The sequence below is a fragment of the Embleya sp. NPDC008237 genome (assembly GCF_042956465.1).
Classification (GTDB): domain Bacteria; phylum Actinomycetota; class Actinomycetes; order Streptomycetales; family Streptomycetaceae; genus Embleya.
On sequence record NZ_JBIBGL010000013.1, the window covers coordinates 184,943 to 200,555 of the forward strand.

Annotated in this window: 13 protein-coding genes; 4 read left to right on the forward strand and 9 right to left on the reverse strand. The window is 71.4% G+C overall.

The features are described 5' to 3' along the window. Positions 1 to 109 precede the first annotated feature (109 nt). The 6 genes from ACFZBU_RS31035 to ACFZBU_RS31060 all read right to left on the reverse strand — a co-directional run bounded on the left by ACFZBU_RS31035 (position 110) and on the right by ACFZBU_RS31060 (position 6,536). Complete coding sequence (locus ACFZBU_RS31035) at positions 110 to 760, reverse strand: response regulator (RefSeq protein ID WP_391587009.1); 651 nt, start codon at positions 758 to 760, stop codon at positions 110 to 112. Then, complete coding sequence (locus ACFZBU_RS31040) at positions 757 to 1,893, reverse strand: sensor histidine kinase (RefSeq protein WP_391587010.1); 1,137 nt, start codon at positions 1,891 to 1,893, stop codon at positions 757 to 759. The genes ACFZBU_RS31035 and ACFZBU_RS31040 overlap by 4 nt, the downstream gene beginning before the upstream one ends. A gap of 115 nt (positions 1,894 to 2,008) precedes the next feature. Then, positions 2,009 to 4,573 (reverse strand): ABC transporter permease, encoded by a 2,565-nt coding sequence (locus ACFZBU_RS31045; protein ID WP_391587011.1) that lies wholly within the window; start codon positions 4,571 to 4,573, stop codon positions 2,009 to 2,011. A gap of 9 nt (positions 4,574 to 4,582) precedes the next feature. Beyond that, entirely contained in the window at positions 4,583 to 5,419 is an 837-nt protein-coding gene (locus tag ACFZBU_RS31050; protein WP_391587012.1) for an ABC transporter ATP-binding protein, read from the reverse strand. A 137-nt stretch (positions 5,420 to 5,556) separates the two neighbouring features. Next, positions 5,557 to 5,877, reverse strand: coding sequence for a DMT family transporter (locus tag ACFZBU_RS31055; RefSeq protein WP_391587013.1), 321 nt, complete (start codon positions 5,875 to 5,877; stop codon positions 5,557 to 5,559). Then, on the reverse strand, positions 5,877 to 6,536 hold the full coding sequence (locus ACFZBU_RS31060; protein ID WP_391587014.1) for an FMN-dependent NADH-azoreductase: 660 nt from the start codon (positions 6,534 to 6,536) through the stop codon (positions 5,877 to 5,879). Before ACFZBU_RS31060 ends, ACFZBU_RS31055 begins: the two co-directional genes overlap by 1 nt. Before the next feature lie 99 nt (positions 6,537 to 6,635). Between ACFZBU_RS31060 and ACFZBU_RS31065 the strand changes: the two genes are divergently transcribed. Beyond that, positions 6,636 to 7,268, forward strand: a complete 633-nt coding sequence (locus ACFZBU_RS31065) for a TetR/AcrR family transcriptional regulator (RefSeq protein WP_391587015.1) — start codon at positions 6,636 to 6,638, stop codon at positions 7,266 to 7,268. Between the two features lie 199 nt (positions 7,269 to 7,467). After that, positions 7,468 to 10,479 (forward strand): NACHT domain-containing protein, encoded by a 3,012-nt coding sequence (locus tag ACFZBU_RS31070; RefSeq protein ID WP_391587016.1) that lies wholly within the window; start codon positions 7,468 to 7,470, stop codon positions 10,477 to 10,479. A gap of 8 nt (positions 10,480 to 10,487) precedes the next feature. Here ACFZBU_RS31070 and ACFZBU_RS31075 read toward each other — a convergent pair whose 3' ends face one another. Continuing rightward, positions 10,488 to 10,823, reverse strand: coding sequence for a glyoxalase superfamily protein (locus ACFZBU_RS31075; RefSeq protein WP_391587017.1), 336 nt, complete (start codon positions 10,821 to 10,823; stop codon positions 10,488 to 10,490). Positions 10,824 to 10,957: 134 nt separating this feature from the next. On the opposite strand from ACFZBU_RS31075, the gene ACFZBU_RS31080 reads away from it, so the two are divergent. Both ACFZBU_RS31080 and ACFZBU_RS31085 read left to right on the forward strand, forming a co-directional pair. Then, complete coding sequence (locus ACFZBU_RS31080) at positions 10,958 to 12,337, forward strand: NADP-dependent succinic semialdehyde dehydrogenase (protein WP_391587018.1); 1,380 nt, start codon at positions 10,958 to 10,960, stop codon at positions 12,335 to 12,337. A gap of 18 nt (positions 12,338 to 12,355) precedes the next feature. Then, positions 12,356 to 12,703, forward strand: coding sequence for a YkvA family protein (locus tag ACFZBU_RS31085; RefSeq protein ID WP_391587019.1), 348 nt, complete (start codon positions 12,356 to 12,358; stop codon positions 12,701 to 12,703). A 148-nt stretch (positions 12,704 to 12,851) separates the two neighbouring features. On the opposite strand, the gene ACFZBU_RS31090 is transcribed toward ACFZBU_RS31085, so the two are convergent. Both ACFZBU_RS31090 and ACFZBU_RS31095 read right to left on the reverse strand, forming a co-directional pair. Beyond that, on the reverse strand, positions 12,852 to 13,733 hold the full coding sequence (locus tag ACFZBU_RS31090) for an acyl-CoA thioesterase (RefSeq protein WP_391587020.1): 882 nt from the start codon (positions 13,731 to 13,733) through the stop codon (positions 12,852 to 12,854). A gap of 16 nt (positions 13,734 to 13,749) precedes the next feature. After that, the gene (locus tag ACFZBU_RS31095; protein ID WP_391587021.1) at positions 13,750 to 15,504 is read right to left on the reverse strand and encodes a penicillin-binding transpeptidase domain-containing protein; all 1,755 of its coding nucleotides are present in this window, start codon (positions 15,502 to 15,504) and stop codon (positions 13,750 to 13,752) included. Positions 15,505 to 15,613: the final 109 nt, after the last annotated feature.

Sequence of the window (15,613 nt, forward strand, 5' to 3'; positions counted from 1 at the left end):
CCTTCGGTTCACGGATCCGACCGGGGCCGGACGCTCCGAGGTTACCGAGCAGGCGGCCCTGCCGCACCGAGCCGGCCCGGCTCCGGCGGCGCCGGCCCGTGTGCTCGGGTCAGCGGCGGATCAAGCCCGCGTCGTAGGCCAGCAGGCCCGCCTGGGTGCGGTTCGCGCAGTCCAGTTTGGTGAGCATGCGGGAGACGTAGCTCTTGACGGTGGTCTCGCTCAGGAACAACCGGTCGGCGGTCTGGGCGTTGGACAACCCCTCGCCGATGCAGGTGAGCACCTCGATCTCGCGCTCGGTCAACGACGCGACGGCCAACGCCGCGCGCTCGCGGACCGCGTTGCGCCCCGAGGACGCGGTGACCAGGTCGCGCGTCACCGCCGGCGAGAGCACGGTGTGCCCGTCCATCGCGACCCGAACCAGGCCGATCAGGTCCTCCGGCGGGGTGTCCTTGAGCAGGAACCCGGCCGCGCCCGCGTGCAACACGCGCAGGATGTACTGCTCCAGGCCGAACGTGGTCAACACGATCACCCGGGGTGCGTTCGGCAGGTCGACGATCTGCTCGATCGCGGTCAGCCCGTCCACGCCCGGCATGTGCAGGTCCATCAGCACCAGGTCGGGTCGATGGCGCAGCACCGACTCGACCGCCTCCGCGCCGTCGTATGCCTCGCCGATCACCTCGATGTCGTCGGCCACGCCGAGAATCGTGCGCAGGTGCGCACACACCATGCGTTCGTCGTCGACGAGCAGGACGCGGATCATGCGGGCTCTCCGGTGGTCGTGGTCGATGCGCCGGCCGGCAGTACGGCGAGCAGTTCGTAGCCGCCGTCGGGCAGCGGGCGGGTGTGCAGCGTGCCGGCCACCAGCTCGACCCGCTTGCGCAGGCCGAGCAGACCGCTGCCCCCGGTGCCCAGGGCGATGTCGGCGGCCCGGGTGGGAGCCGAGTTTCGCACGGTGATCTGCACCTCGTCGCCCACGTAGTGCAGGCGTACGTCCACCACTGCGCCCGGCGCGTGTTTGTGCACGTTGGTCAGCGCCTCCTGGACGACCCGATAGGCGGCCCGACCGATCACCGGCGAGGTGGCGTGCGGCTCGCCGAGGGTGATCACGTCCACGGACACGCCCGCCGAGCGCGAGTCGGCCACCAGATCGGACACGTCGAGCACCGCGCGCGGCGCGGCCACGACCGAACCCACCCGGTGCTCCGACCGGGTCATCGCGACCAGACCGCGCAACTCCTCCAGCGCCTTGCAGCCCACCAGGCGCAGTTCCTCCGCCGTCGCGCGCACGTCGTCCTCCCGGGCCCGGGTGCGCAGGGCGCCCGCCTGGAGCACCATCAGGCTGACCCGGTGGGTGATCACGTCGTGCATCTCGCCGGCGATCCGGGCCCGTTCCTCCATCCGCACCCGCTCGAAGAGCAACTCGCCTTCGCGCTCCGCCCGGGCGGCTCGATCCAGGCGCAATCGGCGGCGGGCGGCGACATGGAGGCCGAGCAGCGCCGGCACCAGTGCGACGCTCATGCCGCCGACGATGTCCGACGGGGCCGGGTGGTTCCACGGCTGGGCGGTCGTCGACACCAGGGCGGTGATCAGCGCGAGCGCACGCCGTCGGTCCTCGACGTACGCCCCGACCGCGTAGGCCGCGAAGAAGAGCGCGTGCGTCGGATGCACGAGGGACACGGCACAGACGGCCATCCCCGAGCCGAACGCCGCGCGCCGGCGGTTCAGGAGCAGTGCACCGGCCACCACCGCGCTCGCCTGGTGCAGGTACGGCCGGTCGACCAGGCCCGGGTGAGGTCCCATCCGCAGGGCCAGTCCCAGTGCGATGGCGATTGCCGAGACCAGTACGTCGAACCCGAACGAACGGCGGGACGCCGACCAGGCACGCAAGCTCACCCGGTCACGGTAGCCCGGCCCGGCCGCCGATCGCGGTACCACCGCCGACGGTGCGCCGGCGAGGAGGGCCGGCGGACCGTCGGCGGTCGCGGTGGTGTCGATCATCGAAGGGTGGTCATTCCGTGGAGATCGCGGCCAGCACGTTCATCCGCGAGGCCCGCAGGGCCGGCAGCAGGGCGGCGAGCAGGCCTACGACGCCCGCGCCGACGACCACCTCGGCGATGGTCGACCACGGGATGGTCAGCACGTCCAGGCCCTGCGAGGCCAGCATGCGCTGCGCGGAGACGCCCCAGCCCACCCCGAGGGCGAGCCCGAGCACCGCGCCGAACACCGCGATCACCGCCGATTCCAGCCGGATCATCCGCCGCAGTTGCACGCGAGACATGCCGATCGCCCGGAGCAGACCGATCTCGCGCGTGCGCTCGATCACGGACAGGGCCAGCGTGTTCACCACGCCCAGGATCGCGATGATGATCGCGAGCCCGAGCAGGCCGTAGACCATCTGCAGCAGCAGGTTGGTCTGGTCCTGCACGGTCTGCTTGTAGTCGGCCTGATCGCGCAGTCGCACCTGCGGGAAGGGCTCGAGGGCGGCGTCCAGAGCTGCGCGCACCTGTGAACTCTTCGATCCGTCGGCGGTGTTGGCCATGATCACCGAGTCGAGCAGCTCCGGGACCAGCTTGCTCAGTGTGTCCAGGCCGACCATGCCGGCGCCCGCGTTGCCCAGGCCGATGCCTTCGTCGTCGATCACCGCGCCGACCCGCAACTCGGCACTCTTCCCGTTGGGCGTGCGCAGCGTCACCGTGCCGCCGACGCCGAGGTGACGACCCTTCACGTATGACCCGGGCAGGGCGATCCTGCCCGCGGCCAGTGCGTCGGCGGCGCTGCCCGCGGTGTACTTCTGCTTCATCATCGCGTCGATGCCCGGGTCGGCCCCGGTCACCGAGATGGTCTCGGTCGACCCATTGAAGACGACCTTGGCCTCGGTCTCGCGTTGGCGCACCACGTCGCTCACGCCCGGCACCCTGCGCACCGTCTCCGCCACGTCCGGGGCGAAGTTGAGGCCGCCGCTGCTCTCCAGGGTGAAGTCGGCGCCCAGGCGCTGGTCGATCTGTTTGCCCACCGAGTCCTTCATCGACGTGGCCACCACCGACAGCGAGGCGACCAGCGCGACGCCGATCATCAGCGCGGCGGCCGTGGCGCCGGTGCGGCGCGGGTTGCGCAACGCGTTCTCCCGGCTGAGTCGGCCGACCGTGCCGAACAGGCGCGGGAACGTGCCCGTCAGCCACGGGATCACCAGGCGGGCCAGCACCGGCCCGAGCACGATGAAGCCGACCAGGGTGCCGATCAGGCCGCCGCCCAGGGCCAGCCCGTGGGCCGGGTCCAGCTTGGTCGCGGAGGCGCCGACCGCCAGCGCGATCGCGCCGAGCACGGTGACCACGGTGCCCCCGATCGCCCGTGGGCGCAGCGACTTCGCCGGCGGGGCGCCGGCCTCGCGCAGTGCGGCCATCGGGCTCACCCGGGCCGCCCGCCGAGCGGGCAGGTAGGCGGCGACCACGGTGACCAGGACGCCCACCGTGTACGCGATGATCGGCGTCGCGGGCTTGATCTCCAGCGGGGTGCCCTCGAGGTCGACGCCGACCGCGCTCATCAGTGCCAGGAGCCCCTGCCCGAGTGCGAAGCCGGCGAGCAGGCCCAGCGTGGATCCGACCACCGCGAGCAGCAGCGCCTCCACGAGCACCGAGCGGTTCACATCGGCCCGACCGGCTCCGATCGCGCGCAACAGGCCCAGTTCGCGGGTGCGTTGGGCGACGAGCATGGAGAAGGTGTTGAAGATCAGGAACGTGCCGACCAGGAGCGAGACGCCCGCGAAGCCGAGCAGCGCGTACTTGATCACGTCGAGCGCCTGGCCCAGGTCGGCGGAGGCGGCGTCGGCCTCCTCCTCCCGGGTCCTGATGTCGAAGCCCGTGCCGAGCTTGGCGGCGACCCGAGCCTTGAGCTCCTTCTGGTCGACGCCGGACTGCGCGGTGAGCGACACCGAGGTGACCACGCCGGGCTTGCCCAGGAGCCGGTCGCGGGCGGCGGTGCCGTCCAGGAAGAGCAGGGTCACGCCCGGGTTGATGGTCTTGTAGTCGGCCAGCCCGACCACGGTCGGGTCGAACGCGCCCGGTGCGGCGATCACGTGCACCCTGTCGCCGATCCGGACCTTGTTGTGGCCGGCCGCGTCGCTGTCCAGCACGACCTCGTTCGGGCCCTGTGGTGCGCGGCCCTTTTCGAGCCGGACCGGGGACTGCTTGTCGGGGAACCAATCGGCGGCCTGCACCTGGGGCTCCGAGGTCAGGCCGACCTTCCTGCCCTTGCCGTCGACGATGATCACGTTGGTGACCGTGACGTCGGGATGCGCGTCGGCGACCCCGGGCACCGTGCGCACGGCGGCCACCGTGCTCTCGGGCACCGTCGGCTGCTGGCCGGTGCGGCCGAGCCGGTCCTCGCGAAACTCCGACGCGGGTTTGACCGTGACGTCGGCCGCCGCCGTGCGGGAGAGGTCGTGGAACGTCTTGCCGATCGTGTCCGTGAACATCAGGGTGCCCGCCACGAATGCGACCGACAGCAGGATCGCGAGCGCGGACAGGACCATTCGCGCCTTGTGCGCGAGGAAACTGCGGAACGTTGCCTTGAGCATGGCGGCGCCTCAGTTCGCGGAACGAGCGAAGCGCTGCATGCGCGCGAGCACCGTGTCCGCGGTCGGCGACAACATCTCGTCCACGACCCGGCCGTCGGCCAGGAACAACACCCGGTCGGCGTAGGACGCCGCGTTCGGGTCGTGGGTGACCATCACGATGGTCTGCCCCAGGTCGTACACACTGCTGCGGAGGAAGCCGAGCACCTCGGCGCCGGAGCGCGAGTCGAGGTTGCCGGTCGGTTCGTCGCCGAAGATGATCTGCGGCTTGCTCGCCAACGCGCGGGCGCACGCCACGCGCTGCTGCTGACCGCCGGAGAGCTCGCTGGGCCGGTGCTTGAGCCGGTCGCGCAGACCGACCGTGTCGATCACGGTGTCCAGCCAGGCCGGGTCCGGCTTGACGCCCGCGATGTCCATCGGGAGCGTGATGTTCTCCAGCGCGGTCAGTGTCGGCAGCAGATTGAACGCCTGGAAGATGAAACCGATCTTGTCCCGGCGCAGCCGGGTCAGGTCCTTGTCCTTGAGCCCGGTGATCTCGGTGTCGCCGATCCAGCTGTGTCCGGAGGTGACCGAGTCCAGCCCCGCGAGGCAGTGCATGAGGGTGGACTTGCCGGACCCGGACGGACCCATGATCGCGGTGAACCGACCGCGGCCGATCTCCACGTCGACCTCGTCCAGTGCGACCACCCGGGTCTCACCCTCGCCGTAGCACTTGGTCAGGGCCCGGGAACTCGCCGCGCTGCCCTTGGCCCGATCGTCGTGATCGATGCGCTCGTACGCGTCCGGCCCGGCGAGCGGGTTCGCCGGGGGAGTCGTGGTCGGGGGGCGCCGGCGGTTTCCGGGAGACATGCGGGGGTGCTCCTTGACTGGGGATCCTGACACCTCCTCAGCCTCCGGCTCGGGCGGGTGCGCTCGATAGCCGCGAACGTGCCGAGCGCTGTCACTAAAGTTGCATCCTGTTCCTCCTTTGGTGTGGGGCCGGGGGCTCACGCCGTCGAGGTCAGCCGGGCCAGCACCAGCCCGCCCACGATCAGCGCGAGCGCCGCGATCCGGCCCGCGCTCAGTGCGTCGTGCTGGAGCGTGATGCCCAGCGTGATCGCGCCGACCGTGCCGATGCCGGTGAACGCCGCATACGCCGTCCCCACCGGCAGGTCGCGCATGGCGACCGAGAGCAGGTACACGGCCGTCGCGCCGAGCAGGACGCAGATCACCGTCGGCAGCGGTTTGGTGAAGCCCTCGGTGGGCTTGATGCTCTGCGACCACACGACCTCGACGAGGCCCGCGCCGAGCAGGATCAACCAGGCCATCAGTACGCCTCCACGAGTGAGCGCCCCAGTTCCGCGGCGCGGCCGAGCGCGTCCGCGTGCGAGGACAGATGCTGGTCCCGGCGCTCGGCGAGCCCGGGGTCCACGAGCGAGTTGGTCAGTTCGGTACCGAGCACGATCGCGTCCGAGATCGCGTAGTGCCCGGTGAAGAAGTCGACGAGGTAGCGCGTCTGGTGGTCGAACGGCGCCCGAGGCGTGCCCGGCAGGTACGAGCCGCCGCGCGCGGAGGCGACCACGAAGCGGCGCGGCGCCAGCGACATCTTGGGAAAGGTGACCTGGTCGATCCAGCTCTTGAGCTGGGCGGGCACGCCGAAGTTGTACATCGGCGCACCGATCAACACGACGTCCGCGGCGACCAGTTCGGCCAACAGCGGCTCGACCGTGTCCCACGCCTTGCGCTGCTCGGGCGTGCGGACCGCCTGCGGGTAGTCCGCGATCGCGGTGATCCCCTCGCGCAGCATCGTGTCGCAGATCTCGGTCCAGGCCTGGTCGATCGGCGGCACGGGGCGGGCGGTGAGGTCGCGGTGGGTGTATTCGGCGTCCGGCCGCGCGGCGCGCCACGCGTCGGCGAAGGCCGCGCCCAGGGTCCGGGAGAAGGAGTCGGCGCGAGCGCTGGAGTCGAGGTGCAGGAGGTGCGGCATGGGTGCTCCCGAGAGAATAAGTGGACGGGGTGTCCGCTTGTGCGCTCGACTGTAACGGCTAAGTGGACGACGTGTCCACTTGCTGGTTAGGGTGGGGACATGACGAAACGCACCGACTTGCTCACCGGTCTTCCGGTCGCCGCGGACGGGGCCGGGCCGCCGCGGGAACGGGCGGACGCCGCGCGCAATCGGGCTCGCGTGCTGGCCGCAGCCGAGGAACTGTTCGCGGCCGGCGACCCGGCCGAGGTCACCATGGAGGACATCGCCAAGGCCGCGGGCATCGGCCGCGGCACGCTGTATCGGCGCTACCCCGACCGCGCCTCCATCGCGCGTGCCCTGCTGGACGAGCACGAGCGCGCGCTGCAACACGAAATCCTGCGCGGCGCACCGCCGTTGGGCCCGGACGAGCACGATCCGGCGGAGCGCCTGGCGGCCTTCTACGCGGCGATGGTCGACCTGCTGGAGCGGCACGTACACCTGCTCCTGGGCGCGGAGACGGGCAGCGCGCGCTACCGCACCGGCGCGTACGGCTTCTGGTGCACGCACGTGCGCGTCCTGGCGGCGGACCGCCCGGACCCCGAGGCACTCGCCGACACCCTGCTCGCGCCACTGGCACCGGAGGTCTACCGACGCCAGCGCGACCAGGGCATCTCCCCCGACCGCATCAAGAACGCCTTGGCGGCCCTGGCCCGAGGCGTCCTGGCCGGCAACGAGCCGAAGGCACCCCGATGATCGGGTGAGCCGGACGACGCCCCGTCACCGCGCCGTCGACGAAGAGGCCGTCGATCCGGCCGTCCGGCGGGTGCTCGTGCCGGGGCCGGGGTTGCCGTTTCGGCTCGACGAGCAGGGTGGAGGATTCGGGATTCGGCCCCGATCGCCGGCGATCGGGCCATACTCGAAGCTCCGGCCGACCGGGGAATCGGGGCGTGCGGTGGATCCGGTACAGGGACGCCTGTTGGCGACGGCGATCGCGAGCACACTGCGCCGGTTGACCGCGGCGCCGCCGGGCGCGCGGCTGGTCGACGCGCCGGTGCGGATGGGCGCTCGGGTGGCGCGTCGGCGGGTCCGGCGCGAGGTCGGCGCGCACGACGTGGAGCGGCTGACCCGGGTTCTGACCCGGCGACTGGCGGACGCACAACGGGACTTCGCCCGCTTGGAACCGGCCGAGGGCGAACGCGTCGTCGCGGCCGTGGTGGCCACGCTCGGCAACGCGGTGACGATGGACGACGTACAGGCGGCGGGCCTGGATCCGGCGGTCCTGCGACTGCGACTGGCCGCGCGGGCGGAGCAACCGGCGGTGGCCGGGACCCCGCTGTACGGCGCGCTCCTGGACGAGTGTTGTACGCACATCGTGGACTTCTTCACCAAGCAGCCCGAGTTCCTGGCCCGCACCGTGCAGGAACAGGCGGTCGCACAAGCCGAGTTGTTGCGTCGGGTACCCGCCGCGGCGGACCTGGACGACGCCTTCGACCGACGCTACCGCGCCGGCCTGCGGGTCAAGCTCGATCAGGCCCGGCTGTTCGGCGTCACCGAACTCGACCCGCAGGACAGCACCTACGAACTCACCACGGCCTATGTGAGCCTGGTCGTGCAGACCCGCCGCGAGCCGCGACCCCGGCGGCGCTGGGACGACGACACGGGACAGCCGGACACGACCCGAAGCCTGCTGGAGGACGCCCTCGCGCGCAGCGACCGCATGGTGCTGGAGGGCCCGGCCGGATCCGGCAAGAGCACCCTGCTGCGCCGCCTCGCCGTGCATGTGGCCTCGGGCGACCTCCCGGCCCGTCTGTCCTCGTGGACCGGCCGGGTCCCGTTCCTGCTGAAGCTGCGCACCATGGTCGCGGACGACCGACTGGTGCTGCCCGATCCGGCCCACTTCGTCGCCGCGTCCGGTTCCACGCTCGGTGCCGAGCAGCCGCCGGGCTGGGCGGCCCGCCGGATGCGGGACGGACGTTCGGTGGTCTTCGTCGACGGCGTGGACGAACTGCCGGAGGAGTACCGGGCGGACGCGCTCGACTGGCTGGAACAGCTGTGCGTGGACTACCCCGACGCGGCCTACGTGCTGACCTCGCGGCCCAGGGTGTTGTCCGAGCAGCGGCACCGCCGGTTGCGCACGGCGGGTTTCGTCGCGGGGGAGCTCCAGGCCATGTCCGCCGCACAGGTCGCGTTGTTCGTGGACCGCTGGCATCGGGCGCAGGTCGGTGATCCGGACGAACTCGCGGCGTGTGCGGAGCAACTGAAGCTGACCTTCGACAGCCGCCGGGACCTGGCCCGACTCGGCACGAACCCCCTGCTGTGCGCCCTGATGTGCGCGCTGCATCGGTACGCGGACCAGGCCCTCCCGGAGGGCCGCACCGAGTTGTACCGGTCGGCGATGGCGATGCTGCTCGGTGGTCGCGAACGCGCCCGGCGGATCAGCACGAGCCGGGTACGGCTCCAGCCGACGCAACTGGAGAAGGTGTTGGCGGCGTTGGCCATGTGGATGACGCTCAACGGCCGCCGGTCGATCACCCGCCGCGTGGCGACGGCGTGCGTGGACGACGTGCTGACCCGCTTCCGGCAGACGGTCGAACCGCCGTACACGGCCGACGAGGTCCTGGACAGCCTGGTGGCCCGCAGCGGGCTGCTCCAGGAACCCGAGCTCGACGTCTTCGAGTTCGGCCACGCGAGCTTCCAGGACTACCTGGCGGCGCTGGAGATCGTCCGGGCCGAACACCTGGACCACCTGATCAACCACGCGCACGACCCGCTCTACCACGACGTGTTGATCATGGCGGTCGGCCGGACCCAGGACGACCCGTCCCGGCAGCGGGAGTTGCTGGACGGGCTGATCGCGCGGGCGGAGGCGGACGAGATGCACCGTGATCGGCTGTGGCTGCTCGGTGCCGCGTGCGTGTCGGGGGCGGCGATGGTCGACCGGGAGCGAGCGGAGCGGTTTCGGGAGGAGACGGCCGGTCTGCTGCCGCCGAAGGACCGGGAAGCGGCGGAGAACCTGGCTGCCGCGGGGGAGTTCGTGGTCGACCTGCTTGTCGACCTGACGCGGAATCAGCGCGTTTCGGATGGGGACGCGGACAGGATCGTGCACACGGCCGGGAAGATCGGTGGCGACATCGTGATCCCCCTGCTGGCTCGCTTCCGAGACCGGGAGAGGTTCGGAGTCCGGGCGGCCCTGATCAGGGCCTGGGACGCGGTGACGGATCGCGAGCAGTACTACGAAACCGTGCTGAAGCACGTCGGGTTCGACGACTTCCGGGTGCAGATTCCGGACCTGGCCGCCTTGGAACTGCTGGCCGGTCGGACCGACGTGCGAACTTTGGTGTTACCCGCCGAGACGTCGGAGGTTCCGGTACGAGCGCTCGCCGCACTTCCGAGTCTTGTCGAACTCACCATTGCGGGTACCCGGATCACGGACCTCGGTGCGTTGGCGGAATTGCCGCGTATCGCCTTCTTGCACCTCGAATGCTCGCAGGTCTCCGGGCCGACGATGCTGGCACAGTGTCCCTGGATCACGAGCCTTTTCTTCAGCGATGAACGACTGCCGGATTCCGGACTCTTGCCGGACGTCCCGAACCTGCGTGAGCTCTTCCTTCACCGCACTCCGCTTGCAGATCTGTCGGTTCTGATGAAGTACCCGAGACTGGAGACACTCGGCATCGTGGGCACTCGGGTTGCCGAATTGGGCCCGTTGCGCGGGTTGCCCGTTCTCGAATGTCTGTTCCTGGATCGAACGTTGGTGGCGGACATAACCCCGCTGGCGGATCTGCCTTGCCTACGCAGGCTCAGTCTGTGCGAGACCCGCGTGACCGACCTGAGCCCTCTCGTCCACCTTCCGGACCTGACCTGGCTACGGATCGACGAAGCCCAGCGCGAACACCTCGGCCCACTCGCCGAACGCGTCGCCGACGGTCGGCTCGAGCTGCAGATCGGCATGTCCGGCGACTGATCCCCCGCTCACTCCTCCCTCGGCGTCCCCACCCGCACCCGATTCCCATCCGGGTCCGTCACATGCACCTCCCGGGCCCACGGTGCCTCCTCGACCGGCAGACCGAATTCCCGGGCCACCGCGTCCACGTCCGCGACCCGCAGGTAGACCAGCGTGTCCCACGTCGCGTCGCCCGCGTGTTCGCTCAGGAAGAGGTGCACATCGCCGCGGGCGACGTCCACGAAGGCGGGGAGGTCCGGTTCGAAACGGTGTTCCCACTCCTGGACGAAGCCCAGGCGGGCGTACCAGCGGACGGAGGCGGCGGCGTCGGCCACGCGCAGGATCGGGATGACTTGTTCCTTCATGGCGCGGATGATCCCAGCCGGGTACGACAGCCGCCCGGCGTTGTGTCAGCCGGCGCGGCGTGGGTAACGGGTCGGCGGGGTGCACCGTTCGCTGCCCGCGCCCCTCGCAGTCATCAGCCGTATCTGGAGGGTCCATGGCCATCGCGTCCGTCAATCCGGCGACCGGGGAGACGATCGAGGAGTTCGCCGAGATCGGCGAACAGGAGATCGAGGCCCGCATCGCGCGGTCCGACGAGGTGTTCCGGGCGCACCGGCGGGACTCGTACGACGTCCGCGCCCGAGCGATGCGGCGGGCGGCGGATCTGCTCGACGCGGAGAAGGGCGAGGTCGCGGCGATGATGACGGCGGAGATGGGCAAGACGCTCGCCGCCGCCGAGGCCGAGGTGGCCAAGTGCGCCCGGCTGTGTCGGTTCTACGCCGATCGGGCGGCGGACTTCCTGGCCGACGAGCCGGCCGACGCGGACGCGGTCGGCGCCCGGAAGGCGTACGTACGCTACGAGCCGCTGGGGCCGGTGCTGGCCGTGATGCCGTGGAACTTCCCGCTGTGGCAGGCGATGCGCTTTGCCGCGCCCGCGTTGATGGCGGGCAACACCGGTCTGCTCAAGCACGCCTCGAACGTGCCGCGGACCGCGCTGTATCTGGGCGAACTGTTCACCCGGGCCGGCTTCCCGGAGGGGGCCTTCCAGACCCTGCTGATCGGGTCGAAGCTGGTCGAGCGGGTGCTCTCCGACCCGCGCGTGGTGGCCGCCACGCTCACCGGCAGCGAGGGCGCCGGGCGCTCGATCGCGGCCATCGCCGGGCGCGAGCTGAAGAAGACCGTGCTCGAACTCGGCGGCTCGGACCCCTTCCTGGTGCTGCCCTCCGCCGACATCGAGGCCGCCGCCAAAACCGCCACCACGGCCCGCACGCAGAACAACGGACAGAGCTGTATCGCGGCCAAACGCTTCATCGTGCACACCGACGTCCACGACGCGTTCGCCGCGGCCTTCACCGCGAACATGGCCGCGCTCCGGGTCGGCGATCCGACCGCCGAGGGCACCGACGTGGGCCCGCTCGCCCAGGAGCAGGGCGTGCGCGACGTCACCGAGCAGGTCGAGGACGCCCGGGCCAAGGGCGCCCGGATCCTGTGCGGCGGCGAGCGGCCCACCGGCCCCGGCTGGTACTACCCGCCGACCGTGGTCGCCGACCTCACCCCGGACATGCGGATGTACCGCGAGGAGGTGTTCGGCCCGGTCGCCGGGCTGTACCGGGTCGCCGACCTGGACGAGGCGATCGCGCTGGCCAACGCGACGCCGTTCGGCCTGGGCGCCAACGCCTGGACCGACGACGAGGCAGAACAGCAGCGCTGCGCGGCGGAGTTGGAGGCGGGCGCGGTCTTCGTGAACGGCATGGTCACCTCGCACCCCGAACTGCCCTTCGGCGGTATCAAGACCAGCGGATACGGACGTGAACTCGCCCACCTGGGCATCCGCGAGTTCTGCAACGCCAAGACGGTCTGGGTGGGCGGCGGCTGACGGGGCAGACGTCCCGACGTGGACACCTGGCTCTGGATTCTGATCGGCGTCGCGGCGCTCGTGTTCGTCGTGACGCTGGTGATCGTGGTCGTCCTGGTCCGCAGGCTGCTGCGGACCTGGCGGCTGGTGCGCGGCCCGGACGCGAGCGCCCGCGACCGGGCGCTGTTCCTGGGCGCGCTGATCTATGCGATCAGCCCCGTGGACCTGCTGCCCGACCCGATCCTGATCGACGACATCGCGGTGCTGCTGTACGCGCTGCGCGAACTCGGCTCGGCGGGCGGCGTGCGCGCGGGTGTGCGGCACGGCGTGGGTGCGCTCGCCCGGTCCCGTGCGAACCCGGCCCGAAAGCCCGCCCCGCCGGCGTGATCGGCGCACCCGGCCGCACGTCGCACGCCGACCGCGGTGACCGGTGCCGCGGTGCGGTCGAGCCCACGGCCGGGTGGATCCGCCCCGCCCCGCCCGCGACCGTCCACGCGAAGAACGGAGCGCCGCCGAGATCGCGGCGGGCCCGCCGCTACCGCTGGCGGATCACCGCCTCCTGCACCACCGACGCCACCAACACCCCGTCGTGGTTGTAGAACTCGCCCATCGCCAGTCCGCGTGCGTCCTGGGCGGACGGCGAGGCCTGGGCGAACAGCAGCCACTCGTCGGCGCGGAACGGACGCAGGAACCACACCGCGTGGTCGAGCGAGGCCATCTGCAGCTTCGACGGATCGGTGATGTACGGCTTGGCCGCGGTGCCCGCCAGCGTCAGGTCGGACATGTACGTCAGCCCGCACACGTGCAGCAGCGGGTCGTCCGGAAGCTGCTTGGCGGCCCGCATCCACACCCTCTGGTGCGGGATGCCGTCGACGATGTGGGTGCCCGGCGACCGGTCCTCCGGGACGAAGCGGAGGTCCATCAGCAGCCGGGTCTGCGACTCCTCGTAGTGCGCGCGCTCCTCGGCGGACAACTTCTCGTACGGATCCGGGAGCTCCTCCGGCAGCGGGACGTCCGGCATCGCGCGGCGGTGCCCGGGGGTCTCCTCGGCCACCTTGAAGGATGCCGACAGCGTGAAGATCACCGCGCCGTGCTGGACGCCGGTCACCCGCCGGGTCGCGAAGGAGCGCCCGTCCCGGACCCGGTCGACCTGGTACACGATGGGCGCCGTGGTGCTGCCGGGGCGCAGGAAGTAGCTGTGCAGCGAGTGCACGTGCCGCTCCGGTACCACCGTGCGGCCCGCCGCCACCAGGGCCTGGGCGGCCACCTGACCGCCGAACGCGCGCAGCGGCGCGCCGGCGTGGCACCAGCCCCGGAAGATGTTCTCCTCGATCTGCTCCAAGCGCAGCAGGTCGAGGAAGGTCTCGGCCCGGCCAGGGCCCTCGTCGGCAAGATCGTGTTCGCTCACGCTGCCCATGATGGACTACGGCCGCTCAGCCCGCCGCACCCAGGAACGACTTGACGATCGGCCCGGCCGACCGGCCGCCGGTGATGCCGCCCTCGACCCAGACCGCGACCGCGATGTCGCCGCGGTAGGCGACCATCCAGCCGTTGTTCGGCTTGCCGCCGCCGACCTCGGCGGTGCCGGTCTTGGCACCCACGTCACCGCCGAGCCCGCCGAGCGACTCGCGAGCGGTGCCCTCGGTGACCACGGACCGCATCAGCGTGCGCAACCGGCTGCTCACCGCGGGCGCGAGTTCGCGCGGGGCCCGCCACAGGTCCTCCTGGTCGACGAGCAGATGCGGTTGCCGGAACGTACCGGACTTCGCGGTGGCGACCACCGAGGCCATGGTGAGCGGGTTCATCTGCACCTGGCCCTGGCCGATCATGTTCGCGGCCTTCATGGTGTCGTCGGTCGCCGCGGGCACCCGGCCGTCGAACGAGACGATGCCGGTCTTCCAGTTGCCGCCGATGCCGAAGCAGTCGTGCGCGATCGTGGACAGGTCGGCGCCGGTGAGTTTGCCGGACAGGTTCGCCATCGTGGTGTTGCACGACTGGGCGAAGGCGAGCTTGAAGGTGCCCTCGGGGAAGGCGCGGCCCTCGGAGTTGGTGAACCGCATGCCGCCCGCGTTCGCCGATTCGGGACAGCCGACCTTGTCGTCCAGGTCGACCGCGCCCTTGGTCAGCAGCGTCGCCGCCGAGACGATCTTCAGCGTCGAGCCGGGCGGGGTCGTGCCCAGGAACGCGTTGTTCGGGCCGCCCGCCGGGTTGTTCGCGACCGCGACGATCTCGCCGGTACTGATCCGCACCGCCGCGAGCGAGATGGTCCGCGACTCGCCCCTGACCGCCTGCTCGGCCGCCGCCTGCAGCTTGGCGTCGAGCGTGGTCTGCACACCGCCGTCCGTGGGCGGTGCGGTCCGGACCTCGCCGATCGTGGCGAGTTGTCCGACCGTGGCGCCCGTGGCCGCGTCGACCAGCAGCACCGTGCCGCCGGTCGCGGCCTGCTCGGCGGGCCGGGCCTTGCTCGCCAGGCCGGTCCGGATCGCGGCCAGCGAGGGGTATTCGGTCGGCGACAGCGCCGCTCCGCCCTTGGCCCGCAACACGTCGCCGCCGGCGCCGCTCTGGTTGGGTGCCAGCTTGAGCCGGGTGGTCGCGGTCAGTTCCGGATGCGGCACGCTCGGCGCCCAGCCGACCAGGTAGCCCCGGCCCGGTGCCTTGGCGACGGTGAGCGAGCCGGTATAGGTCCATTCGCCGGCGCCCTTGAGGGTCAGTCGTGCCTCGAACGGCACCGGGACGCTGCCGTCCGGCCGTTGGGGTTGCGCCTCGCCCACGGTCAGCCGCCGACTGCCCACCCGGAGCCCGTCGTCGAGACCCACCAGCGCCGCACCCGCCGCGGACGGATCGCTGGTGAGCGCGCCGGCGGCGCTCCAGTCGCCCGCCTGCCACTCGGCGAGGAAGCGCCGTGCGGCGTTGCGCGGACTCTGCTCCACGCCGCCCGCCGTCGCGGACGCCGTGGATCCTGCGTTCGTGGTCGGCGAGGGGTCGTCCTGCTTCAGGAACGAGTAGGCCCCGTAACCCGTGCCGACCACCAGTAAGAGGGCCAACCCGAGGAACACCCAGCCGCTTCGGCGCCGGTGCTCGTTCTCGTAGTCGCCGTCTCCGTCGTAGTCGCCGTCGTAGCCGTGGTCGGCGTAGCCGCCGTGCTCGCCGTCGTCCTGGTAGTTCCGGTCGTGCTCTGCGTCGCGCATGCCCACCCCGCCCGGTACCGCCGATCCCCACGGCGGGACAGCGAGTGTACGGGCAGGCCAAAAGGTCGGTGTGTCCAGGGGCCTTGCCGCGCCACAAGGAAAGATCATT

Coding starts and splice junctions, on each gene's coding strand:
- ACFZBU_RS31035 (WP_391587009.1), bottom strand. CDS start 760: ATGATCCGCGTCCTGCTCGTCGACGACGAACGCATGGTGTGTGCGCAC.
- ACFZBU_RS31045 (WP_391587011.1), bottom strand. CDS start 4,573: ATGCTCAAGGCAACGTTCCGCAGTTTCCTCGCGCACAAGGCGCGAATG.
- ACFZBU_RS31050 (WP_391587012.1), bottom strand. CDS start 5,419: ATGTCTCCCGGAAACCGCCGGCGCCCCCCGACCACGACTCCCCCGGCG.
- ACFZBU_RS31055 (WP_391587013.1), bottom strand. CDS start 5,877: ATGGCCTGGTTGATCCTGCTCGGCGCGGGCCTCGTCGAGGTCGTGTGG.
- ACFZBU_RS31060 (WP_391587014.1), bottom strand. CDS start 6,536: ATGCCGCACCTCCTGCACCTCGACTCCAGCGCTCGCGCCGACTCCTTC.
- ACFZBU_RS31065 (WP_391587015.1), top strand. CDS start 6,636: ATGACGAAACGCACCGACTTGCTCACCGGTCTTCCGGTCGCCGCGGAC.
- ACFZBU_RS31075 (WP_391587017.1), bottom strand. CDS start 10,823: ATGAAGGAACAAGTCATCCCGATCCTGCGCGTGGCCGACGCCGCCGCC.
- ACFZBU_RS31080 (WP_391587018.1), top strand. CDS start 10,958: ATGGCCATCGCGTCCGTCAATCCGGCGACCGGGGAGACGATCGAGGAG.
- ACFZBU_RS31090 (WP_391587020.1), bottom strand. CDS start 13,733: ATGGGCAGCGTGAGCGAACACGATCTTGCCGACGAGGGCCCTGGCCGG.
- ACFZBU_RS31095 (WP_391587021.1), bottom strand. CDS start 15,504: ATGCGCGACGCAGAGCACGACCGGAACTACCAGGACGACGGCGAGCAC.